The organism is Maribacter aurantiacus (assembly GCF_005780245.1).
Taxonomy (GTDB): domain Bacteria; phylum Bacteroidota; class Bacteroidia; order Flavobacteriales; family Flavobacteriaceae; genus Maribacter; species Maribacter flavus.
Genome location: NZ_VBUK01000006.1, coordinates 1 through 22,532, shown reverse-complemented (window position 1 = coordinate 22,532; position 22,532 = coordinate 1). Strand labels below are relative to the sequence as shown.

The following is a 22,532-nucleotide window of genomic DNA, read 5'->3' as shown; positions in this document are numbered from 1 at the left end:
ATGCCCCAAAATTGCGGTATATCACAACCACAAAAAAAACACATCTACCCAATTGTGGAATTTTTGGAGTGAGTTGTAACACTACTTTTCGACTTCAATTCAGGGGACTTATTCCACAATTCGGTCAGCCTAAATTTGACATCCATTTCTCTTGGTGGAGTTTTGCTCCGTAATCAATCGGAATAAAATACCATGAGAATTTTCTATCAGTTTATGTTTATTTGTTTTACCACGGCCACCTATGCACAAACTGTTGTTTCTGGGGTGGTGCTGGATACTAGGAACCATCCTATAGAAGGGGCCAATGTCTATTTGGAAGGCACCTATGATGGTGCCTCTACGGATGCCCATGGAAATTTCAGTTTTGAGACCACGGAAACCGGTACTCAAAACTTGTTGGTTTCCATGCTTTCCTTTGAACCTTTTTCACAAGCAGGGGATGTTTCCTATTTTAAGGACCTTAAGATAACTTTATATGAGGCGTTAAACGAATTAACGGGCGTTACCTTGACCGCTGGAAGTTTTCAAGCGGGTGATAATTCAAAGGTGTCCGTTTTAAAACCACTGGATATAGTCACAACGGCCGGGGCGGCAGGCGATTTTGTGGCCGCATTACAGACCCTTCCAGGTACCAGTATGGTAAATGAGGATGGTAGGTTGTTCGTTAGGGGAGGGGCTGCCGGTGAGACCCAAGTATTTATTGATGGTCTACGGGTTTTTCAACCTTTCAATGCTACTGCGAACAACATTCCCACTCGGGGCAGATTCTCTCCTTTTTTGTTCAAGGGTATAACCTTTAGTACCGGAGGGTATTCCGCTGAATATGGCCAGGCCCTTTCCAGTGTGCTTTTGTTGAATACAACGGATATTCCGGAACAGGAAAAAACGGATATTTCCCTTATGTCCGTGGGTGCGGGATTGGGGCATACGGAAATATGGGGCCAAGAATCCCTAAGTGTGAATGCCAATTATATCAATTTGGCCCCGTATCAGGTCTTGGTACCTTCCGATCAGGATATGCGATGGAACAAACCTTTTGAATCCATTTCTGGGGAAGCGGTGTTTCGTAGTCTGGGGGACAAAAGTATGTTCAAGCTGTATACGGGTTTCAATCATTCCAGTTTGGACATCGCGCAGGCCGATATCAATTTTGAGGAATTTGTGCCTTTTAGTCTGAAAAACAACAATTTGTACTTGAACGCTTCCTACAAACATTTTTTCGATAAGGAATGGACGCTTACCACGGGCGCAAGTATCTCCAATGATACTAACGATATCAATGTGCTGAACAATGCGATTGACTCCAAGGAAACCGCCGTACACCTCAAGGCCAAAATGGGAAAGAGCTTTACAAACCGACTCCAATTGAATTTTGGTACGGAATATTTTGTGCAAGACTTTGATGAAAGTTTCGGCAGTGCTGGAGTAGACCCCTTTCAATATGGTTTTGACGACGGATTATGGGCCGGTTTTGCGGAAACGGATGTCTACTTCAGCAATCGGTTTGCAATGAAATTGGGCGGACGCATGGAGCACAGTGCGCTATTGGACCAGACCACGCTCTCACCCCGATTTTCATTGGCCTATAAAAGTGGCGAAAAGGGACAATTTTCGTTGGCTTATGGGGACTTCTATCAAAACCCATGGTCTGAGTACCTGAAGTTTGACCAGAACCTAGAGGCCGAAAAAACGTCGCACTACATCCTAAATTATCAATACTTGGATAACGGGAAAACCTTCAGGGCGGAGGGGTATTATAAGAATTATGACGGATTGGTGAAGTTCAATACGGATATGCCCGGGTTCAATTCCGTATTCAATAACAACGGAGGCGGCTATGCAACAGGGCTGGACCTTTTCTGGCGGGACAATAAAAGTATCGAAAACTTGGACTACTGGATTTCCTATTCCTTTTTGGACACCGAAAGGGATTTCCGAAATTTCAGGGAAAGGGCCACTCCCAATTTTGCACCTAAACATAGTTTCTCGCTGGTTACCAAATATTGGGTGGAGGATTTGCGTTCCCAGGTAGGGTTTTCGTACAATTATGGTTCCGGAAGACCGTACAACGACCCCAACAAAACCGAATACCTAAGTGAAAAAACCAAACCCTTTAAAAATTTGAGCATCAATTGGGCCTATTTACTGTCCCAACAGAAAATCCTATACTTTTCAATCAGCAATGTGGCAGGATTCAACAATGTAAATGGATATCAATATGCGGATTCACCCAATGATTTGGGGTTTTTTGAAAGACGTACCATCCGTCCAAATGCGGATACCTTCTTTTTTGTCGGTTTCTTTTGGACCATCAGCCAGGATAACAATAGCAATCAGTTGAACAACCTCTAAAGAACATATCTGGAAAAATAGTAATCAAAACTATATTTTCCGGCGCCAAAGCCCAAAAAGAAAAGTCCGAAACAAAAGAAACTGAATACGGGGAGAATATCCCAACTGCCGTCCCATGCCCTAAAAAGGATGGTTATCAGCATCATACAAATGATAAAAAAGGCGGTGATTCTGGTATTTGCACCCATAATCAACAAAATACCTCCCATGGCTGTTGTAAAACCTGCAGACCAAGCAAAGGTTTTTGGCATAAGACTAAAGGGAATACCAAAATTCGATACTTTTTCCACAAACCAGGGCGCCACCTGTAAAAGCTCTAAACCTTCATCTGCCCATGGGGTGCCAAGTAGTTCCTTGGAGAAAATAAAGGTTAATAAACAGCCCATTATGACCCTAGGAAGTAATAACAATATATTGGGAAGTATTCCCTGCACTTCGTAAGGTTTTAAAATTTTCTTGAAAAATTGTCGTACACGGACCATCTGTCAGTGTTTGATTAATAAAAGTTAGCTTAAGTTTAATTTAACAAAATTTTAGGAATTGTAAAACGAAATTTGAACAATATGCATCCACGATTTTAGCATATAGATCAACGAACTCCCTTTATTTTTTTCAACTTTACAAAAATTAAAGCACAAACAATGACGGCACTAAAAGCATACGCAGCTTCTTCAAAGGAGGCGGATTTAAAACCTTTTGAAATAAATAGGCGGAATATCACCCCTGATGATATCAAAATCGATATTCTATATTGTGGGGTTTGCCATAGCGATTTACATCAGGTACGCAACGACTGGAAAAATTCCCAATATCCCGTGGTTCCTGGGCATGAAATCATTGGAAAAGTCGTGGAAGTAGGAGAGAACGTTTCCAATTTTAAGAAAGGCGATTTGGTGGGCGTGGGCTGTATGGTAGACTCCTGCAAAACGTGTAGCTCATGTAAGGATGATTTGGAACAATTTTGTGAGAATGGCGCCACCATGACCTACAATAGTAAGGATAAACATCTTGGTGGACATACTTTTGGGGGGTATTCGGAAAGCATTGTGGTCGATAAGGATTTTGTATTGCGAATTCCTGAAAATTTGGATGCCAAAGCGGCAGCTCCGCTACTTTGCGCGGGAATTACTACCTATTCCCCGTTGGCCCATTGGGGGGTAAAGAAGGGTGATAAGTTGGGCGTGATCGGTTTAGGAGGTTTGGGCCATATGGGTATCAAGTTCGCCCATGCCATGGGTGCCCATACGGTCATGATTACCACCTCTCCAGACAAGAGTAGTGATGCCAAAAAATTGGGGGCGGATGAAGTTCTCATTTCAAAAAACGAAGACGAAATGAAAAAACACGCAGGCAGCTTCGACTTTCTTTTGAACACTATTCCCGTTGGGCATGACATGAATCCTTATTTGAACCTGTTGAAGCGTGATGCCAGTATGGTCATCGTTGGGGCTGTGGAACCCTTGGATCCTTTGCATGGCGGCGGATTGATCATGGGAAGAAAAAGTATTGCAGGTTCATTGATAGGCGGTATAAAGGAAACACAGGAAATGCTCGACTTCTGTGGCGAACATAACGTAGTGAGCGATATTGAAATGATCAATATCCAGGATATCAATGAAGCGTACGACCGTTTGCAAAAATCGGATGTGAAATATCGATTCGTTATCGATATGAAATCGCTTAAGGAAAGCTGATTCAGGAACGAAGCATTCAGAAATAAAAAAGACGGTCCTTGACCGTCTTCTTTATTTTATCCCATGCAAACTGAAGGTGTTTAGTTACCTCCTTCTACTATCGGCTCCGCTTCCAATAGAAAATCCTGAACCGTGCTGTTGGCAGCATTAACTTCTGCGGATAAGGTATCGCTCTGAACATAAGTCTCCAAACCTGCAGTGATTCTGTAACTACCGGCCGGAATTCCCATGATTATATAATTTCCATCTATATCGGAAAAGGTCGTCAAGGTATCGGTTTCATTGAATATCTCAACCAACGCGCCTTCCAGTCCCAAAGGAGTTTCTTCCACAAGTGTTGAAACGTTTCCTTTAAGGGTTCCTGCCGTAGACATATTTGATGCTTTGATAACTGGTTTGAAGTTAAACCCGTTAATACCTCCGGCTATTTTTGTGTTTCCTTTGGCAACAAAGGATTTACTTACATCAAAATCCAATAGTAGATCTGCCGATAGACCACCCACTACGGTTAGTCCCGGATTGATAAAGACTTTAATACCCGTCTGCGCTCCACTTGGCACTTTGAGGTCATATTCGGTTCCATCCGTAAGAACCACGTTTATACCTTTTACATAGACCCTAACCAAATCGTAGGTGCCTGCAGGTACTTCTAAATCGGCTAGGCTGGCCGTAGTTCCGTTCACTAGGTCCAATAGGTTTAGGGGGATTTCCTCCTCCATGAGAACTACGAACGGGGCGTCCATTTCTTCCGCATCTTCATCCGTCGCTTCATCGTCTTCCGTAATGATTTCCCCTTCTTTTAATCTTGCATCGATTTTGAATACGGTTACATTGGCTTCGGTAACTTGATCAAAAGGGAATGGGGCGTCGACCATTTGAACCCGTAACCTCCCGGTTTCATTAAGGTTTGGGGAGTCATCGAAACAACTGGTAGTTAAAAATAGGGTACACGCGAGTAGGGTGAAAATAAGATTTGTTTTCATTTTAAAATGTTTTATGGTTTCCTCAAGAGTTTTTGAAAACCGGTTATTTTAAAAAGTTGGGCAGTACAAAGGTGTAAAAAACTAAACACCTGATGATTAATAGTACCCTAAATTCGATGAACTACATGCGAAGTGAACCAAGAAAATCAAGGTTTTTGGTGGGAGGGATACGTGCCGAACCACTTGGCGATCACATTTTCCGCAGGTTTAAAACGGGGCGAGAAATCAAGGTCGGTTTTTGCACTTTCCGCTGTGGTCCTATTTTGCCATTCCCAGATATAAATGCCCGCAAACCAAGGTTTGTCCCAATTCTTTTTGAACATGGCCTCATAGGCCAGTTGCTGGGTCCGGTCCGATTTCTTCATGGTATACTTATTAAAATAGGAACCCCATTCCCATGGTTTTATGGTAGCATCCGGGGTGCTTTTATAGCCCACTTCCGTAAAAAGGACGGGTTTGCCGTATTTTTTGTGAACGGCCTCCAAAGCGGCCAAATGTTTGTCCCAGCCTTTTTCGATGCTCTCCAAAGTGGGGTGTTCCTCTTTGGTAAGTGGGAAATAGGCCTGTATGCCAATATAGTCCAGTTGGTCCCAAAAATCGATATGCTCATATTCGTCGTGCCAGTTGGCGGCATAGGTGAGTTTGCCATCGTAAAGGGTACGGATTTCCGAAATGAGTGATCTCCATTTTTCGGGTTGTTTTTTGATGGAAGTTTTTAGTTCCGTTCCCACACAAAATAGTTCCGTGTTCGTTTCTTGGGCTATTTTGGCATACTTGAGCATGTTTTTTCGGTAACTTTCAAACCATTGGTCCCAAGCCTCTTCATCCTTCAATTGGATGTTGGCCCGCCAACCTTCGTTCATCCATAAATGGGGTTTTAAGTGCACGTGGAGTCCTTTATTGTGCAGGTCGTTGATGGCCCTCACGATGCTGGAATCCCTTCGGCTGTAGGTTTCCATGGATACCGGAACGTCCATCTGGGAGGTCCTTTCGTTTTCCTGATGCAAAAACGGAACAACGGCCACCCATTCCACATTGGCCCTGATCAAGTTGTTTATCGCTTCGGTATTGTCGTCAGACCAACCAAAGACACTCGCGCCCCTGTGCTTTTGGTCAATTTCATAATAATGATTTGTCTTTCCCGATGTGTTCATGGCGCCATGGTCCCATTGAAAATCATGTCCCTCATTGGCATTGATGAAGACCACTGTTTTAAAACCAACGACCAGAAAAACGATGGGCAGTAAAAATCGGAATGAAAATTGGCGCCAAGCGGTACGACTACCTTTTTTTCTGCCCACATTTACAAAATGGACAAGTACTAAATAAAGCAAGCAACAAAGTAGAAAAAGGATGTGGAAACCTATGAGGATGAACTTGCGGGAGGCCAGTTCAAAGAAAAAGGAGATATATTCAGAAAGGCTTTCATTTCTTCGGGAAAACCGGACCAGGAAATATACAAACGTTGCTACCCATAGGAATAGGTACAGCAAAACCAAATGTATACCGCGCTTTTGCATTGTTACGTCTTTTTTTCCATTTCAACCGCAATTGCCCTAGCACCCGCATCACGATCCTTCAACTCCGATATGATCTTGGAATGGTCGTGTTCCCTACCTTGTGACAATTTATAGGTTGCCTGGATGTCAGTAATCAAAATTTTAAATCCGACTACACCGCGTATCTGTGCCAGGGTCTTTGGAGACATATCGTGCAACGAAATGGGATGCTTGGAATCCTTTTCATATTTGTCCACCAATCGATGCATGGAGGCCAACACTTCATCTTCCGATAACATACGGATTCGACCGTATACATGCACGGCGATATAATTCCAAGTTGGTACTTCTTCATCGGCATACCAAGAGGAGGACACGTAGGAATGGGGACCGTTAAAGATGCAAAGCACTTCATCAGTCTCCGTAAAATGTCTCCACTGAGGGTTGGCCTTAGCTATATGGGTCACCAGTGCCTCGTTTCCATCGGCATCGGTATCCAATTCCATGGGTATATGGGTGGCCCAAGGTTTTCCATCGACCTGATTTACCAAAATTCCAAAGCTGTTCGCTTTTATAAATTCCTTTACGCTAGCAAGGTCCTCGTTTTTATAGTGTTTGGGCGTATACATACCATAAAAGTAGCAAAACATTGATTCAGGTAACAATCTAAGTGAACGCGTTAAGCAAATTTATTTTTAAAGGGTACTTTACTTCAAACTTAAAATAGAACTAAGATGCCATTTATAACGAACAAAAAAGGAAAGGAAATTGTTGACATATTTTATGAGGACTACGGGGAAGGACAACCGGTTATTTTAATTCACGGTTGGCCTTTGAGCCGAAAGTCGTGGGAGCAACAGGTTTGGAAAATCGTTGAAGAAGGATACCGTTGTATATCCTATGACCGCAGGGGTTTTGGAATATCCTCCGCACCTTGGGGCGATTACGACTATTCCGCCCTGGCCAGTGACCTGCATACAATTATTGAGAAACTGGAACTGACGGATGCCATTATTGTAGGTTTTTCCATGGGCGGGGGCGAAGTGGTGCGTTATTTGACGGATTATGGAAGCGATAAGATTGCCAAGGCCGCCCTGATCAGTTCCATAATTCCATTGGTAAAAAAGAAGGACGACAATCCGGCCGGGGTGCCCGAAAATGTCTTGGACAATATCAAGGATGCTTTGCAGAAAGATCGAGTTGGATTCTTGAAGACCTTTCACAAAGGATTTTACAATTATGACGATAATAAGAACAAGGTCAGCGAGGGACAATTGGAATATGACTTTATCGTGGCCTCGCATGCCTCGCCTAGAGGTACCATACAGGCTGCCTTGGCATGGATGCACACCGATTTTAGATCGGAACTTAAGAATGTGGACGTACCTACATTGATCGTACACGGTGATGCCGATAGTACAGTACCTATTGAAACTTCGGCGGAGCAGGCTGCCAAGGGTATAGCTGATAATACGTATGAAATTATCAAAGGTGCGCCCCATGGATTGAACATCACCCATGCGAAGGAGCTGAACGAAATTTTGATTTCTTTCCTTAAAAAATAAGTGGGATACCTAAGAAGCGAAAAGGGCCTTTTTAAGAGGCTCTTTTTTATTAAAATTATAATTAATTCATAAACAATAGTTTAAATATCTTTGATTGGTAAATCAATTCAAATGTCCGAACTTGAAATCCTTAATCAACAAACGGAAACGGCCTATGATTGGACCCATAAATTAATGGATTCCGTTTCTGCCGAGAAATGGGAAATCATCCCCGAAGCTTTAGGCTCAAATCTTAGCTGGCAGATAGGTCATCTGGTCGTGAGTATCTACTACCATTCCATCATGACCACGGTGGGGCATTTACCGGAACTTTTGGAAAAATTGGACCTACGATCGTATACCAAATTATGTGGCTACGATACGTTTGCAAAAGAAATGAAGGGAACCTGGACCCCAACTGCCCTTAGGTCCGATTTACAACGGATGCAAAACACATCCTTGGAGGTCATCAACTCGTTGTCAGAATCCAACCTGTGGCAACCCGTGGAACCTACCAAAGTACCGCATCCCGTGGCTAAAACCAAGTTTGAGGCCATCGATTGGAACATAAAACATACCATGTGGCATTGCGGGCAAATGGCAACTATCAAGCGATTGGTGGACCAACCCTATGATTACGGACTGCAAAAGAGGGATTGAACATTCGCAGTGCCGCCGGATCTTAGCTTTCGTATTTCTAAATTTTTGTATTTATAACAATAATTTTACGTTTTTAGATAGTGTTTTTAAGAACTAAGTTGTATAAGGTTAAACTTGTTGTCCCATGAAGAAAATATACGTGTTGTTCTTGGCATCCCTTTTAATGTCCACCCAATGTGAGTCTGACGATGAACCTGTTTTACGTACTGAGTTTTATATTCAAAACGATTCAAGTACTGAATTGATATGGATATCAGAAACTGCCGGTGAAGTAGTTATTAAAGAGGGTACAAAACAATTTATAGGTTCTGCAGTGGATTGGGTCGTATTTGTGAAACCGTCCAGCGGTATTGCTTTTGATGAGGTAATTCTCTACCGAAAGGCAGAAAATGGCGACCCAATTATCATCTATGAACAACAGCCCATAGTGGATGATGTATGGCGTTTTAATGCACTCTCAGAATTGGAGGGAGCATATGCTCTTATACTTACTGATGCATCCCTAATACAAGAATGACCAAAGGAAAATCTACCTTTCTATCATTCCTAAAATTAGATTTGAAAGAAAGTTTCAAGTTTTGGCCAGAATCAAAAAATTATGGGGTATTTTGAGATTTAATTATAGATAAACTAACATTGTAATCAAGCAATTCAACCCACCTATCTCAAAAGGGCATACTTGTTTTTAACTCATTAAAGATTCTTTATGAAAAAACCTGCTCAAAATCTACTTTTTTCAATTGGAATTTTAAGCATCGCATTGGGTGTTTATCTCCATTTTTCGGAGGTCAACAAATTTAATTCCTATTCGGGAATTGTATTTGGGGTTATATTGATTAGCGGTGTATTCGTTGCTAAAAAGGGATTGGACAAAAATAACAAGGAATAAATTGTTTGCTTTTAGGGAATTGCCATAATCGGGTTAGAATATGGTCAAGCCAACAGGCCATTGGAATTATTTAATCCTATAATATGGATTAGGAAACATACTATATATTCCTGAAATTGTGCTTCACGCTATAAAAGTTGCTTATCACCAGCATCACATAATCAGACCATTAAGAATATTTATTTAGATTTAATATAAATAATTTGTGCATGTCAGAACGCACTTATATTTTTGTCTTGTTCTTATAATTTATATTAAGTCTAAATAAAACCAAATGAAAAAACTTTTTTGTATCCTGACCTTATTGTTCATTTCAAGGATAACCCTTGCCCAAAATGGAGCAATTTCAGGAACGGTAAAAGACAATGACCAATTACCACTTTGGGGTGTAAACGTGTCGCTGGTAAATACTCCAAAAGGTGCACAGACTAATGAAGCCGGTGCTTTTGAAATCTCCAATATTGCCAATGGCGACTATATACTTTCCGTTTCCTACTTGGGTTATAGAACTCGCGAAATTCCCATTTCAATATCAAATAATAAAACTGTCGATCTTGATATTATCTTGTACGAAGGCAATGAAATACTAAGTGAAGTTACCGTACAGGGGCGTACCAATAAGTTTTCTAGAAAGAAAACGGCTTATGTCGCAAAGCTTCCTTTAAAGGACATTGAAAATACTCAAGTATATAGTACGGTTACCAACGAAATTTTAAAATCGCAAATAGTTACAAATTTTGATGATGCATTAAAAAATGCAACGGGCGTTGAGCAACTTTGGACTTCTACCGGTAGGGGCGGGGACGGTGCAGGATATTATTCGCTTCGCGGTTTTTCCATTCAACCGCAATTGGTGAATGGACTGCCCGGACTGACAAATGGTACCATCAATCCTGCAAACATAGAACGGATTGAAGTATTAAAGGGCCCTTCCGCAACGTTGTTTGGCAATGCAGTTAGTTCTTATGGAGGACTTATCAATGTAGTTACCAAAAAACCCTACGTGGGTACAGGAGGGGAGCTGTCGTTTACTTCCGGTACCTATGGCCTAAATCAAATTGTAGGGGATTTCAATACCCCCCTGAGTAAGGCGGACAATTTATATTTTAGGTTGAATACCGCTTACACGACCGAGGAGAGTTTTCAGGATGCAGGTTTTAGAAAGTCCTTTTTTATTGCTCCGTCCTTATCATACAAAGTAAACAATAGACTCTCATTTTCTTTTTATGGTGAAATTACCCAGGCAGAGCAGACAAATCCCACCTTCTTATTTTTAAACAGAAGCGCACCTACAGTGGCATCCAATCTAGAGGAACTGGGATATAATAACAAGTTATCATTTACCAGCAATGATCTATCCTTACAGAACCCAACGCAGAACTACCGTATTGAAATGGATTATAAGCTTTCCGATTCCTGGCAATCGCAAACGCTCCTTTCCAAAAGTTCTACTTCTACAAGAGGTTATTACTCGTATCTCTTTGATTATGGTATCTTGGAGGGAAATACCTATACCCGATTTATCAATAAACAAAACGCAAATACACAAACAACCGATATTCAGCAAAACTTCATTGGAGACTTTAAACTGGCTTCCTTAAGGAATCGAATGGTGATAGGTATTGATTATTTCAACGAAACACAGACCAACAATAGTACAGGTTATGCATTCTATGGTAATATTACCCCAAATGGAGGTTCAAACGGGGACGATCCATTTACACAGGAGGTAGAAGATGACCTTTTTCCTCTTTCTACTTCCGGAGTAGATGCCGCGCTAGCATCGCAGGGGGTCAGCAATGTGAAATCCAAATATCACATTTATAGTTTGTATGCATCGGATGTAATCAATTTTACGGATAACCTTTCGGCGATGATTGGTCTAAGGGTGGATCATTTTGACAATGAAGGTAGTTTACAGAACCAGGGCGATGATTTTGACCAGACCACACTTTCACCAAAATTCGGCTTATTGTACCAGCCCATCAAGGACAGGTTATCCATTTTTGGAAACTACCAAAATGGCTTTACCAACGTAGCTCCCCAGTTGGTAGGAGATCCCAATGAAGGACCTCAAACTTTAAAAACCTTTGACCCCGAACAGGCAAACCAGATTGAATTCGGTTTCAAAACCAATCTTTTCGATAACCGACTGAATGCTACCGTTAGTTACTATGATATTAAGGTTTTTGATCGCGTCATCACAGACCCTTCTTCGCCTTTCAATAGAATTCAGGGTGGTGAAGTAGTAAGTAGTGGATTTGAAATAGAAATAAACGCCAACCCTGTAAATGGTTTGGATATTAGGGCCGGATTTAGCAATAATGACAGTGAAACTACCAAATCTGACAATGCGCAAATTTTGAACAGAAGACCTCTTGAGGCAGGCCCTGAAACGTTATATAACTTTTGGGCAAACTATGAGTTTCAAGAGGGAGCTTTGAACGGTTTTGGAACGGGATTGGGGTTCAATGGGGCAAGCGAACGCTTTGCCATAAATTATGAATCTACCGGAGAATTTATTTTGCCAAGTTATACCATTGCCAATGCATCCCTTTACTACCAATCCGTAAATTATAGAATTGGGCTAAAACTGAACAACGCGTTCAATAAGGAATATTATAAAGGTTGGACAACCATAAACCCACAACAACCAAGGGCATTGTTGGCAAATTTTTCGTACAGATTCTAAACATAATTTTAAGAAAGGGCAAAGGCGATAAAACGCTTTTGTCCTTTTTAAGTTTACTAAGGATGACATTTAAAAAAATCATATTTCAACTTCATAAGATATTGGGGCTTTCGACCGGACTAGTGGTGTTCATCGTTGCCATCACGGGATGTGGTTGGGCCTTTAAAGAAGAAATTGAGAGTCTATATGACGATTACAAAAAGGTTGTTCCGGAAAACCGTCCCATACTAACACCAACCAAGGCAAAGGATCTCGCGAAGCAAATTTTTCCCGATAATACGGTTCATGGAACTTTGTTCAAAAAAAGGGATGATGCCATTGAAGTAATATTTTACGATGCCGAACCTGAATTTTATCAAAGCGTTTTTTTAAATCCATACTCTGGCGAGGTTATCCAGGTGGATGACCATCTATCCGGTTTTTTTGCATTTGTTTTAAAAGGGCACATGCGACTTTGGTTACCAAAAAATATTGGCGAGCAGATAGTTGGCGTTTCAATTTTGATTTTCATTTTCATTATTATTTCAGGTTTCATATTATGGTTGCCCAAAAAACGTAAAAACTTAAGGCAGCGCTTAAAATTTGATTGGAAAAGTACTACACGATGGAAACGTAAAAACTTTGATCTACATACGGTTATTGGCTTTTATATTTGTGCATTTTCATTGGTACTGGCCTTTACGGGCTCATTGATGTCTTATAACTGGCTTAAATATGCAGTATATAAGTCCGTAGGTGGCGAAAAGGAACCTGTTTTCATGATACCGGAAAACATCCGTAAAGCGGACGAAAAGGAAGATGTTTTACCAATGGATTATTTGATAACGAAACTTTCTATCGAAAATCCCGATGCGGAAAGTTTTGAGCTTCATTATCCTCATACATCGGAGGAAAGTATTTATGTGGAGGTATCCCATAGTAAAGGTCTTTATTACGATGCGGATTATAGATTTTTTGACCAGAAGACCTTGGAGGAGATAGAAACCCCTAGTATCTATGGAAAATATGAAAATGCAGGGGTTGCCGAAAAAATCCTACGCATGAATTATGATATCCATATTGGCGCGATTGGTGGGATTGTTGGAAAAATTATTGCCTTTTTAATAAGCCTATTGACCGCTAGTTTACCTGTAACCGGTGCTTTGTTGTGGTATGGGCGAACCTACAAAAGGAAGAAAAAGGTTTTGGACGGTGTTAAAGCCTGACTTATGTGCTACCAAATTAAAACTTTATTGGTCCTTAAACTCCCAATAAACTAGAGGTTTACTGAAACATCATCACCGAAAAAAATAGTTGTGCCGCTCCAATATACTTTTTAACAGGCCTTGTGAGAATCGACTTTGGTAACGAAAATGATGGTCCTTATTTTAGGATAACAAACCCTTTCCATAGAGCGTTGTAACACATTCAAATTATCACTTGCAAAAAATAAAATTTTGGGGATTTTGGAACTTTGTCCCTATATTTTGGCAGGAAATGTTGTGAAAACAAAAATTGGTTTTACAACATGAGATACGGCAAGAAAATGACTCAGGCTGAACTTATAATTTTAAACCTTACGGAAATCCGGAGAAGAAGCATAAAGCTTTGGCAAGCACTTCCTGAACAGTATTACCGTTGGAAACCTGACGAAAGCGCGATGACCGCAATAGAAATGGTCAGACATGTTTTGGAAGCCGATTATGGGTGGAACATAATAATCAACAATGGCTCCATGGCACATTATGAAACACCTTGGAAGCAACGCCCCTTCACTAGCCTTGCGGAAGAGCTAACTTTTGCCCAACCCTACAGAAATCAATTTTTGGAAAGCGTCCGACAGTTTTCGGATACCCAATTAAATGAAGTCCAAATAGTGCATCCAGGAAACGGGGAAAGGAAACCCCTTGGAAAATATATCTTGCGGATTGGTTACCACGAAGCCGTCCATGCCGGTCAATTTTTATCCTATTTAAGGGCCATGAATGTGGATAGGCCCCTAATATGGGACTAGGAGTAGAATAGACAATTGGAATAGAATCGATTTATGTACTATGTGATTTGTCAGCCTTTGGTATTTTTAATCACTTCGTTTCCATATCAATTTACCTCTACCATATTCATATCGAGTGCTGCTTAATACTAAATCCTCATATCCAAAATGGAATGGGGAAATACCTTTTCAACTAGCGGTGTTATTTTCACATTATCGTTTCTAAAATTCCGATCTAACGAATCAAAATCTGAATTATATTTGGCATGAACCTAAAACCATCCAAATGGCAACTACAAAAACCAACAAAATCATCTTCTGGACCACCACCATTATTATTTTTTTAATGGAAGGAGTCATGCCCGCACTGACTTCCCAAACCGAGCTCGCCAAGGAGGGTATACGACATTTGGGCTACCCGGAATATTTTGGGAACGCTTTGGTCGTATTTAAGGTATTGGGCGCCTTGGTATTGATTATTCCACAAATACCTAAGCGCATAAAGGAATGGGCCTATGCTGGATTTGCTTTCGACTTTATATTTGCCAGTATCAGCCATTTTGCCGTGGACGGTATGGATTTCCAATCCTTTTTCCCTCTAATTATTTTGGGAATACTGATCGCCTCTTACGTGTCCTTTCATAAACTTCAAAAAACCAATTAGCCACAGCTTTTATTTTTTTTACTGTGCGGTTCGTCCTAAACAGCCTGCCCCTAAAGAGTATATGAGCCTTTGGTTTTGCTTCGTAAGTTGCGTTCAAAGAAAATATATTTTCTTTTCACCCAATGCTCAAGGTAAACTAAAGTCGAAGGGGACTCAAAGGCACATATTTCCTCATTTCCATGCCAATAACCAAGCCAAGCCTAAAAGAATATCATTACTAATATTTATCATAAAGTGAAAAATATTTATTGTTTATCAATAAATAATTAGTTACTTTTATTCCATCTAATACTATTAATCATGAAAACACGGGTTAAAGCAAAAAATCTCATATTTAAAGGTTTGAAAATCATTTCTTGGATAATCTTTGTGGGGCTCTCAGTGGAAGCAGGTGGCCTAATCGTCAATTTTATTTTTAGTCTTCTCCGTCCAGAATTTATCCAAAACCTTTATCAGAAACTGGATATGAGTCAGTTATTTCAAAGTAGTAAGTTGGCTTTTTTTGGAATGTACGGGTTTGTTCTTACCGTATCCATTTTAAAGGCCGTCCTATTCTACCAGGTTGTTTTATTGGTAACTAAAATTGACCTGCCCAAACCCTTCAATAGGTGGGTTTCCAAGCAAATTATTAAGATAAGCTACTATACCCTCTCCATTGGATTATTAAGTTTTATTGCGAGGAAGTTGGCAATGGATTTGGGACATAATGGTTTTACATTGAATCAGTTGGATCCGTTCTGGGCAGACAGTCAGGCATTCATATTGATGGCGGCTGTTATTTATATTATTGGAACAATATTTTCCAAAGGAGTGGAGTATCAAGAAGAACTGGAAGAAACGGTATAGACTATGGCAATTATTGTAAACTTGGATGTAATGATGGCAAAGCGAAAAATGTCGCTTAATGAATTGTCCGAAACGGTCAATATTACCTTGGCGAATCTATCCAAACTTAAAACAGGGAAAGTCAAGGCCATTCGATTTAGCACATTGGAAGCCGTTTGTGAGGCTTTGGATTGCCAACCTGGGGACCTGTTGGAATACTCAAAGGAATAACCAAGTAAAATTAATTAAAGTGCCTGCAGGGCGTTAATTATTTGATGCCCGAAGTGCCTGCCCTGTACCTTTCGAAAATGCTCAAGGGAAACTAAATTTGAAGACACATACTCCCCTTTTTCTTGCCCAGTTCATTTTTTTAAAGGAATTTTAGAAGGTTTCCCCCTAAAGAAATTGGCCGGCCCCAGGGTCTATGAATTACTTAATTCTAATCCTAATCCTAATTAAAATGAAGCGCCTAGGCTTACTTATTCTTTTTGGTTGTCTTGTAGCTTGTACCACTGAGCATTCCGATCCCTTATCAATGGTTATCTCAAATGTGAGCCTTATTGACGGAACTGGAAGCCCCTTAAAAACAACTGTGAGCGTTGGTATACAAGACGGTAAAATTGTTGTCATTGATTCTACCAATTCTAGTAGTGCAGAAATCCAGATCGACGGTACCGGCAAATTTTTGATACCTGGATTATTCGATTGTCATGTCCACACCACGGATTTTAAAAGTGATTTTGCCAAATACATGCATTATGGTGTGACATCCGTGTTCATAACAGGAGGCAGTGTATGCACCAATGAATATTATGCCAATATGCGCTCTTATGGCAATCAGGACACATTACCCGCACCAATCGTGTTTCATACAAGTCAGCATTTTACCATGGAGGGCCGGCATCCGTTGAAAACATACCAAGGAAACTGGGAAGATGGTAAATCTGTTTTTTTGCTTAAGGACACGCTTCAAATAGAAAATTTGGTAAAAGAGGTAACCCAGTTCCCAATAGCTGGAATTAAGCTCACGATTGAAGATGGACCCCATCCTCCTTGGGTGGAGCGAATGCCGCAAGCTTTTATCAACAAGGTTCAGAAAGAGGCAATGAATTACGATACAGAGGTTTTTGCCCATGTTAGTGACAATGTGGAACTTGAAATGGCGATGGATGCGGGTATTCAAAACATTGTACATTGGACAGGTATAGATATTGACTTTCAAAGAGATACGTTCCTTTTGGAAAAAATATATCAGGTGAGGCCTTCCTTTATCACAACCTTTATGATTGATAAGGGCTTTTTATATCCTTTGTTCCCGGAATGGGTGGCCGACCTTCGCCAAGAAAACGTATTTGATGAAGCGTATTTTGAAAATGCGAACAAACCCGAGTTCTTAGCAAGGGCTGAACAAAATATGGTATTCTGGAGGGATTATTTTCAGAGAGATAGTGTAACGTTAGCTGATATTGCGGCCTTCCAAGTGGAGGATATAAAAGCTTTGTCTGAAAACGGAATACGTTTCGCCTTAGGTACCGATACCGGTTTTTTTGTAATGCCCGGTTATAGTTTACACGAAGAAATGCAACTCTTTGAATTGGGAGGGATGAACCAATTGGAAATTATAAAAATGGCTACAATCAACGCCGCTGAAATGATGCATGCCCAGGATAGTTTAGGATCCATTGAAACTGGTAAAATCGCGAATATGGTGCTGTTGGACAAGAATCCATTGGAAGAGATTCGCAATACAATGGCCATCAATACCGTCATTAAGAGAGGAAGAATTCAAAAACGGATTGAAAAATAAGTTAGACCCACATATTTCCCCTTTTATTTGTCCAAACCATATTTTTATAGGAATTTTAGAGTACTTCCCCTGAAATAGAAATAAACGTACTTAGCTACGTTTATATAATTGTTGTCAGCAATAAAACCCAACCCTATGAAAATTAAAATCTTATCATTATTTGTTTTCTATGTTGCAATTCATAGTTGCAAAAATGACACGCAGAATACTGCGAGTGAAACAGAAACAGTAATTGAACTTTATAAAGGACCTATTATAGATATGCACATTCACGCATATAATAAGGACATAGGTGGAATGATGTTTGGAATGGACCACCCTAATCCATTAAAAAATGAGACTTACAAAGGAGTTCACACACCCGAAGAACAAAAAGCCGAAACCTTTGAGAAATTTGAAATACATAATATAGTTCTTGCTTTAACTTCGGATGGACAATTATGGTTTGAGGATGCACCAGACAAAATTCTTATAAGTGGTAGAAACATGCCATTGGACAGTTTAAGGAAAATGGCTGAAAATGGAAATCTTTCTGCTATAGGAGAAATGAATCCATTCTATGGAGGAATAACAGCTGATGATGACAGTCAAAAACCGTTCTTTGATTTAGCAGAGGAACTGAGTCTTCCAGTGGGATTTCATATTATGCCTGGTGGTCCACCAGGAGGAATATATCGTATGGGTATGGATAGAGTTAGGGTTAAAAATGCAAATCCAAAACAGCTCGAAGAAGTACTTGTTAGTCATCCGAAATTAAAAGTATATGTGATGCATGGAGGATGGCCATATCTGGAGGATATGAAAGCTATGTTATATGCTCATCCACAATTGTATGTGGATATTGCCGCAATAAATTGGATATTACCAAAAGAAGAGTTTCATAACTTTCTCAAAGAATTAGTAGATTCTGGGTTTGGAAATAGAATAATGTTTGGAACGGACCAAATGGTTTGGCCAGAAACAATTGACATTGCAGTGGATGCGGTAAATTCAGCCAAATTTCTGACTTTAGGCCAAAAGGAAGATATTTTCTTCGAAAATGCCGCGGAGTTTTTGAATTTGTCAGAAGATAAATTAAAGGTTTTAAAATCAGAATGATTAATGCTCCCAATAATGGCTATAAGTAATTGCTTATTCTCGCCTACTTTTGAAAATCCTCGGGGATTTACAGTTTGGTGCGTACATGCACAAGTTAGTTCTAAACCACGCAGCTATTGATGGCCTATACAGTTGTAGCACATAAAAATAGAAACATGAAATATTTATTTTACTTCGTCATTATTTGGATTGTTCTAGTATATTCATGCAATGAAACCAAAAAAACATCAGATAACATCAACATTCAAGAGTTAAGTCAAGAACAGGTTGAACAAGAAGTCTGGGATGCCATTAAAGGTAGATTTATATCGTGGAAGGATAACGATTTTGAAACTTATATGGCCTATCATCATCCCGATTGGAAGAAATGGGAGACAAGAAAAAATGAATTGACGACAAAGGAAGGAATGGCTAAATTTTGGGAAATTATGAAGGCGGAAGAAGAGTGTTTGGAAATGGAGGTTACTCCCATAGAAATTGAAATACTGGATAGTGGTAAATCAGCAATTGCTCACTACACACATACTGAAACATTCACTTATTACGGTGAGGATACGCCTGATGGACTAACAAAGGGAAATACTTTTAGAGGAACCTTACGATGGAGTGATTTTATGGTAAAGGAAAATGGTAAGTGGCTTGTAATTGGCGGACATCGGGATATGAGTATGCCAGAAGGAAAGTTGGTTCAAGTAAATGACTGAAAATAATCCGTGTTACAAAAAGATGTATAGTGCTTACCCTTCGGGATATGCATTCAAAAAAATAGAAAATATTTTTTACTCAATACTCAACGTTGCCAACACGGGTAAATGATCCGAGATATGCATGTTGTTTTCCATGCGGTCGTCAATATGGAGATAGGTTCTTACCCTTAAATTTTCCACAAAAATATAGTCGATACGCCGGTCCAAGACCATGCTGTGGTCAAAGCCGTTAAAGGTACCCGTAGGGCCGTAAAAGGGTTGTTGGGTGGCTTGCTGGGCATCCGTCATCCCTGCTTGCATCAATTGGATGGGTTCTGAGTCCGGCTCCAAATTAAAATCCCCCGTCACCACCACGGGCAAGTTTTGGGTGTTGACCGCCTTGATCTGTTGTAAGATGAGGTTTACGCTCTGCTTTCGGGCCTCGGTGCCTACATGGTCAAAATGGGTATTGAATACATAGAGTTCCTTCCTGGTGCTTTTTTCTTTGAACCGACCATAGGTACAGATACGTTCCAAGGCGGCATCCCAACCTTTGGAAACTTTTTCTGGGGTGGGGGAGAGCCAAAACGTATTGGCGCTTATCAGTTCAAAATGTTGACTATTGTACATAATAGGGGAGTACTCGCCCTTTTGTTTGCCATCGTCCCGGCCTACGCCAATATAACTGTAATCCGGTAGGTGCTCGTCCAGATATTCCAACTGGTTAAGCAAAACCTCCTGCATGCCCACAAATTGGGGGCCATAGTGTTGCACAAGCCGCACCATAGCCTCCTTTCTAAAATTCCAGTTGTTTACGGTATCGTTGACGTTGTCATACTTGATGTTGTAGGACATCACTTTGAATTCCTGTGACTGTCCAACTACAGCCATACATACCGTAAAAACCGCAAAAAATATATTTCTCATCATGGTCACCGGACTATTCCGTTTTGTATTTGTTGAACCACGCCAATACCGAGGCTATTTTGGCGACCAAATTGCTGGGTCGGTTCGCAATGCCATGCCCGGAACCGGGAATACGCACCATGGCGGTTTCAACCCCTTCCAACTTCAATGCGGTATAGAATTGTTCCGATTCCGCGATTGGGGTCCGAAAATCTTCCTCGCCTGTTAAAAGCATGGTAGGTGTAGTCACATTCCCGACATAGTTGAGCGGGGAGCGCCTAAAATAGTTTTCCGGGTCTTCCCAGGGTTTCTTCCCGAACCAGTATTTGGAGAAGAAAGCGGCCCCATCGGCATAGAGCACAAAGCTGGTCCAGTTGATGACGGGCTTGGCCACCACGGCGGCCTTAAAACGGTCCGTTTTGCCCACGATCCACGCCGTAAGCACTCCACCACCGCTACCTCCGGTAACAAACAGGTTATTGGTATCCACATAGCCTTTTCCGATCACGGCATCCACGCCGCTCATGAGATCCTCATAATCATGGTTGGGATAATCGTGATGGATGAGGTTCCCAAATTCCGCCCCGTAACTGGTACTCCCACGCGGATTAGAATACAACACCACGTAGCCTGCTGCGGCATAGGCCTGAATCTCGGCACTGTATACGGAACCATAACTTTGAAAAGGTCCGCCGTGGATTTCCAGGATAAAGGGATATTTTTTAGTAGGGTCAAAGTTGGGTGGGGTTACGATCCACCCTTGAATTTTTCGGTCATCGAAGGAGGAGTTCCACCAGATTTCCTCCACTTCGCCCACATTGCGGAAGGAAAATAAATCATCGTTCAAATAGGTAAGCCGTTTTGTTCCTTTTTTATCGGCTACGGCCAAATCGGACGGGTGTTGCGTACCGCCCAAGGTATAGGCAAAGGTACCTTTGTTAGACACGGTAAAGTCGGCCTGATTGTAAGGTCTTCCCAGGGAGAGTCCCCCAAGGCCTTCGGCGATGGTGGTTACTTTTCCATCCAAGGTGATGTGTCCAATTTTGGAATCACCTTCGGAATCGTACTGAAAATACAGCCCTTTGCCGTCCGATGCCCATTGTACGTTGCCAATGTCCCGGTCAAAATCCGCCGAAAGCAATCGGGAATTGCTACCATCGGCATTCATTACATACAATTGGGTGAGCTCATAGCCCTGAAAGGTATCGTCGTTCCCAGTGTAGGCAATCAAAGTACCTTCTGGAGAAAGGGTAGGAGAACCGTCGGGACCAAAGCGGTTGGTCAGCGCGGTTACGCTATTATCGCTAAGGTCTAATTTGTAGACCTCCGAGTTGGCTGGTTCAAAGGCTTCCTCCGGTTGAAAATTCGCGGAAAAATACAAACTTTTACCATCCTTGGACCATACCGGAGCACCATGATCAAATTCGGAGGACGTCAACTGTTTTGGGGTACCGCCGTTGATGGACAGCGTAAACAGTTGGTCGTTCCCTGCTTTTAAATAGCCCTGACCGTCACCGCGATAGTTCATCTTGTCAATATACGTTGGAGGGGTGTTCCATTTGGCACCTTCCGGTTTTGTGGGCATTTTAATAAGGGACTCTTTCTTACCGGGCACGAACATGTTGAACGCCACGTAGCGGTCATCGTGCGACCAGCTTACCGCTCCGGGGGCCTTGGGCGTGTTGGTAAGGGGTGCGGTTTCCTTGGTATCCAGCCACATAAGGTAGAGTTTCATTTTATCATCTGCCATATTCGATTTAAAGATGATTTTTTTGCCATCGTGCGACCAACGGGGATAGTAGTCGTTATGGTTCCCTGTTGTTAAAGGTCTATTTTGTGAACCGTCAAAATTCACAATCCAGAGGTTGGACAGGTTTTTGTCCGTCATAATATCCTTAAAGTTGCGCACATAGATAATTTTAGAGCCATCGGGCGATATTTGTGGGTCCGATACAAACTCATATTCGAAGATGTCCGTGAGTTCGAGGTTGGTTTTGGTCTGCGCCGATACGGTCGTTACACAAAGGAGAAAGGCGATTACGCCGATGCAATTTTTCATAGTGTCGTTCTCATTTAGTTTGAAGCTTCAATGTACGGATTTCATAGTGAAAAGTTTTAAGGGACTGGTTATAAGTTTTAACTGAAAAACTAAAAGTGAAAAATGAAAAGTGTTTTTTTGCTAACTGCTAACTGCTAACTGCTAACTGCTAACTGCTAACTGCTAACTGCTAACTGCTAACTGCTAACTGCTAACTGCTAAC

At 41.2% G+C, this 22,532-nt stretch carries 20 protein-coding genes; 14 read left to right on the top strand and 6 right to left on the bottom strand.

Features of this window, described 5'->3' with window-relative positions; translation table 11 throughout:
- Positions 1–192: 192 nt before the first annotated feature.
- Positions 193–2,352: a TonB-dependent receptor gene (locus FEK29_RS11035; RefSeq protein ID WP_138258497.1), complete on the top strand. Its 2,160-nt coding sequence runs from the start codon at positions 193–195 to the stop codon at positions 2,350–2,352.
- Here the strand turns inward: FEK29_RS11035 and FEK29_RS11030 are convergent.
- The gene (locus FEK29_RS11030; RefSeq protein ID WP_138258496.1) at positions 2,349–2,834 is read right to left on the bottom strand and encodes a DoxX family protein; all 486 of its coding nucleotides are present in this window, start codon (positions 2,832–2,834) and stop codon (positions 2,349–2,351) included. The genes FEK29_RS11035 and FEK29_RS11030 overlap by 4 nt on opposite strands.
- Before the next feature lie 159 nt (positions 2,835–2,993).
- On the opposite strand from FEK29_RS11030, the gene FEK29_RS11025 reads away from it, so the two are divergent.
- Positions 2,994–4,046: an NAD(P)-dependent alcohol dehydrogenase gene (locus FEK29_RS11025; RefSeq protein ID WP_138258495.1), complete on the top strand. Its 1,053-nt coding sequence runs from the start codon at positions 2,994–2,996 to the stop codon at positions 4,044–4,046.
- A gap of 80 nt (positions 4,047–4,126) precedes the next feature.
- Here the strand turns inward: FEK29_RS11025 and FEK29_RS11020 are convergent, their stop codons facing one another.
- The 3 genes from FEK29_RS11020 to FEK29_RS11010 form a co-directional block, all read right to left on the bottom strand.
- Complete coding sequence (locus FEK29_RS11020) at positions 4,127–5,029, bottom strand: DUF4382 domain-containing protein (protein ID WP_138258494.1); 903 nt, start codon at positions 5,027–5,029, stop codon at positions 4,127–4,129.
- Between the two features lie 146 nt (positions 5,030–5,175).
- Positions 5,176–6,549 carry a glycoside hydrolase family 113 gene (locus FEK29_RS11015; RefSeq protein WP_138258493.1) on the bottom strand — a complete coding sequence of 458 codons (1,374 nt, stop codon included), beginning with the start codon at positions 6,547–6,549 and terminating at the stop codon, positions 5,176–5,178.
- Between the two features lie 2 nt (positions 6,550–6,551).
- Positions 6,552–7,157 carry an FMN-binding negative transcriptional regulator gene (locus FEK29_RS11010; protein ID WP_138258656.1) on the bottom strand — a complete coding sequence of 202 codons (606 nt, stop codon included), beginning with the start codon at positions 7,155–7,157 and terminating at the stop codon, positions 6,552–6,554.
- 105 nt (positions 7,158–7,262) lie between these two features.
- Here FEK29_RS11010 and FEK29_RS11005 point away from each other — a divergent pair, with 105 nt between their 5' ends.
- From FEK29_RS11005 to FEK29_RS10950, 12 genes are all read left to right on the top strand, one after another.
- Positions 7,263–8,093, top strand: a complete 831-nt coding sequence (locus tag FEK29_RS11005; protein WP_138258492.1) for an alpha/beta fold hydrolase — start codon at positions 7,263–7,265, stop codon at positions 8,091–8,093.
- A 111-nt stretch (positions 8,094–8,204) separates the two neighbouring features.
- Complete coding sequence (locus tag FEK29_RS11000; RefSeq protein WP_138258491.1) at positions 8,205–8,732, top strand: DinB family protein; 528 nt, start codon at positions 8,205–8,207, stop codon at positions 8,730–8,732.
- 124 nt (positions 8,733–8,856) lie between these two features.
- Positions 8,857–9,249, top strand: a complete 393-nt coding sequence (locus tag FEK29_RS10995; protein ID WP_138258490.1) for a hypothetical protein — start codon at positions 8,857–8,859, stop codon at positions 9,247–9,249.
- Positions 9,250–9,895: 646 nt separating this feature from the next.
- Positions 9,896–12,313 carry a TonB-dependent receptor gene (locus FEK29_RS10990; protein WP_138258489.1) on the top strand — a complete coding sequence of 806 codons (2,418 nt, stop codon included), beginning with the start codon at positions 9,896–9,898 and terminating at the stop codon, positions 12,311–12,313.
- Positions 12,314–12,375: 62 nt separating this feature from the next.
- Positions 12,376–13,518 (top strand): PepSY-associated TM helix domain-containing protein, encoded by a 1,143-nt coding sequence (locus FEK29_RS10985; RefSeq protein ID WP_138258488.1) that lies wholly within the window; start codon positions 12,376–12,378, stop codon positions 13,516–13,518.
- A 302-nt stretch (positions 13,519–13,820) separates the two neighbouring features.
- Positions 13,821–14,306, top strand: a complete 486-nt coding sequence (locus FEK29_RS10980; RefSeq protein WP_240042734.1) for a DinB family protein — start codon at positions 13,821–13,823, stop codon at positions 14,304–14,306.
- 265 nt (positions 14,307–14,571) lie between these two features.
- Positions 14,572–14,949: a DoxX family protein gene (locus tag FEK29_RS10975; RefSeq protein WP_138258487.1), complete on the top strand. Its 378-nt coding sequence runs from the start codon at positions 14,572–14,574 to the stop codon at positions 14,947–14,949.
- 300 nt (positions 14,950–15,249) lie between these two features.
- Positions 15,250–15,795, top strand: a complete 546-nt coding sequence (locus FEK29_RS10970) for a DUF2975 domain-containing protein (protein ID WP_138258486.1) — start codon at positions 15,250–15,252, stop codon at positions 15,793–15,795.
- 3 nt (positions 15,796–15,798) lie between these two features.
- A complete protein-coding gene (locus tag FEK29_RS10965) occupies positions 15,799–16,005 on the top strand; it encodes a helix-turn-helix domain-containing protein (RefSeq protein ID WP_138258485.1) in 207 nt (68 codons plus the stop codon).
- 229 nt (positions 16,006–16,234) lie between these two features.
- The gene (locus FEK29_RS10960) at positions 16,235–17,581 is read left to right on the top strand and encodes an amidohydrolase family protein (RefSeq protein ID WP_161595346.1); all 1,347 of its coding nucleotides are present in this window, start codon (positions 16,235–16,237) and stop codon (positions 17,579–17,581) included.
- Between the two features lie 135 nt (positions 17,582–17,716).
- Positions 17,717–18,679: an amidohydrolase family protein gene (locus FEK29_RS10955; protein WP_138258483.1), complete on the top strand. Its 963-nt coding sequence runs from the start codon at positions 17,717–17,719 to the stop codon at positions 18,677–18,679.
- A 155-nt stretch (positions 18,680–18,834) separates the two neighbouring features.
- Positions 18,835–19,383, top strand: a complete 549-nt coding sequence (locus tag FEK29_RS10950) for a nuclear transport factor 2 family protein (RefSeq protein ID WP_161595345.1) — start codon at positions 18,835–18,837, stop codon at positions 19,381–19,383.
- Between the two features lie 75 nt (positions 19,384–19,458).
- Here FEK29_RS10950 and FEK29_RS10945 read toward each other — a convergent pair whose 3' ends face one another.
- The gene (locus FEK29_RS10945; RefSeq protein ID WP_240042733.1) at positions 19,459–20,295 is read right to left on the bottom strand and encodes an endonuclease/exonuclease/phosphatase family protein; all 837 of its coding nucleotides are present in this window, start codon (positions 20,293–20,295) and stop codon (positions 19,459–19,461) included.
- Positions 20,296–20,305: 10 nt separating this feature from the next.
- Positions 20,306–22,330, bottom strand: a complete 2,025-nt coding sequence (locus tag FEK29_RS10940) for a S9 family peptidase (RefSeq protein WP_138258481.1) — start codon at positions 22,328–22,330, stop codon at positions 20,306–20,308.
- Positions 22,331–22,532 lie beyond the last annotated feature (202 nt).

Excerpts from the sequence above, each read along its gene's own strand:
- FEK29_RS11035 (WP_138258497.1), top strand. The coding sequence starts at position 193 with ATGAGAATTTTCTATCAGTTTATGTTTATTTGTTTTACCACGGCCACC.
- FEK29_RS11030 (WP_138258496.1), bottom strand. The coding sequence starts at position 2,834 with ATGGTCCGTGTACGACAATTTTTCAAGAAAATTTTAAAACCTTACGAA.
- FEK29_RS11025 (WP_138258495.1), top strand. The coding sequence starts at position 2,994 with ATGACGGCACTAAAAGCATACGCAGCTTCTTCAAAGGAGGCGGATTTA.
- FEK29_RS11020 (WP_138258494.1), bottom strand. The coding sequence starts at position 5,029 with ATGAAAACAAATCTTATTTTCACCCTACTCGCGTGTACCCTATTTTTA.
- FEK29_RS11015 (WP_138258493.1), bottom strand. The coding sequence starts at position 6,549 with ATGCAAAAGCGCGGTATACATTTGGTTTTGCTGTACCTATTCCTATGG.
- FEK29_RS11010 (WP_138258656.1), bottom strand. The coding sequence starts at position 7,157 with ATGTATACGCCCAAACACTATAAAAACGAGGACCTTGCTAGCGTAAAG.
- FEK29_RS11005 (WP_138258492.1), top strand. The coding sequence starts at position 7,263 with ATGCCATTTATAACGAACAAAAAAGGAAAGGAAATTGTTGACATATTT.
- FEK29_RS11000 (WP_138258491.1), top strand. The coding sequence starts at position 8,205 with ATGTCCGAACTTGAAATCCTTAATCAACAAACGGAAACGGCCTATGAT.
- FEK29_RS10995 (WP_138258490.1), top strand. The coding sequence starts at position 8,857 with ATGAAGAAAATATACGTGTTGTTCTTGGCATCCCTTTTAATGTCCACC.
- FEK29_RS10990 (WP_138258489.1), top strand. The coding sequence starts at position 9,896 with ATGAAAAAACTTTTTTGTATCCTGACCTTATTGTTCATTTCAAGGATA.
- FEK29_RS10985 (WP_138258488.1), top strand. The coding sequence starts at position 12,376 with ATGACATTTAAAAAAATCATATTTCAACTTCATAAGATATTGGGGCTT.
- FEK29_RS10980 (WP_240042734.1), top strand. The coding sequence starts at position 13,821 with ATGAGATACGGCAAGAAAATGACTCAGGCTGAACTTATAATTTTAAAC.
- FEK29_RS10975 (WP_138258487.1), top strand. The coding sequence starts at position 14,572 with ATGGCAACTACAAAAACCAACAAAATCATCTTCTGGACCACCACCATT.
- FEK29_RS10970 (WP_138258486.1), top strand. The coding sequence starts at position 15,250 with ATGAAAACACGGGTTAAAGCAAAAAATCTCATATTTAAAGGTTTGAAA.
- FEK29_RS10965 (WP_138258485.1), top strand. The coding sequence starts at position 15,799 with ATGGCAATTATTGTAAACTTGGATGTAATGATGGCAAAGCGAAAAATG.
- FEK29_RS10960 (WP_161595346.1), top strand. The coding sequence starts at position 16,235 with ATGAAGCGCCTAGGCTTACTTATTCTTTTTGGTTGTCTTGTAGCTTGT.
- FEK29_RS10955 (WP_138258483.1), top strand. The coding sequence starts at position 17,717 with ATGAAAATTAAAATCTTATCATTATTTGTTTTCTATGTTGCAATTCAT.
- FEK29_RS10950 (WP_161595345.1), top strand. The coding sequence starts at position 18,835 with ATGAAATATTTATTTTACTTCGTCATTATTTGGATTGTTCTAGTATAT.
- FEK29_RS10945 (WP_240042733.1), bottom strand. The coding sequence starts at position 20,295 with ATGATGAGAAATATATTTTTTGCGGTTTTTACGGTATGTATGGCTGTA.
- FEK29_RS10940 (WP_138258481.1), bottom strand. The coding sequence starts at position 22,330 with ATGAAAAATTGCATCGGCGTAATCGCCTTTCTCCTTTGTGTAACGACC.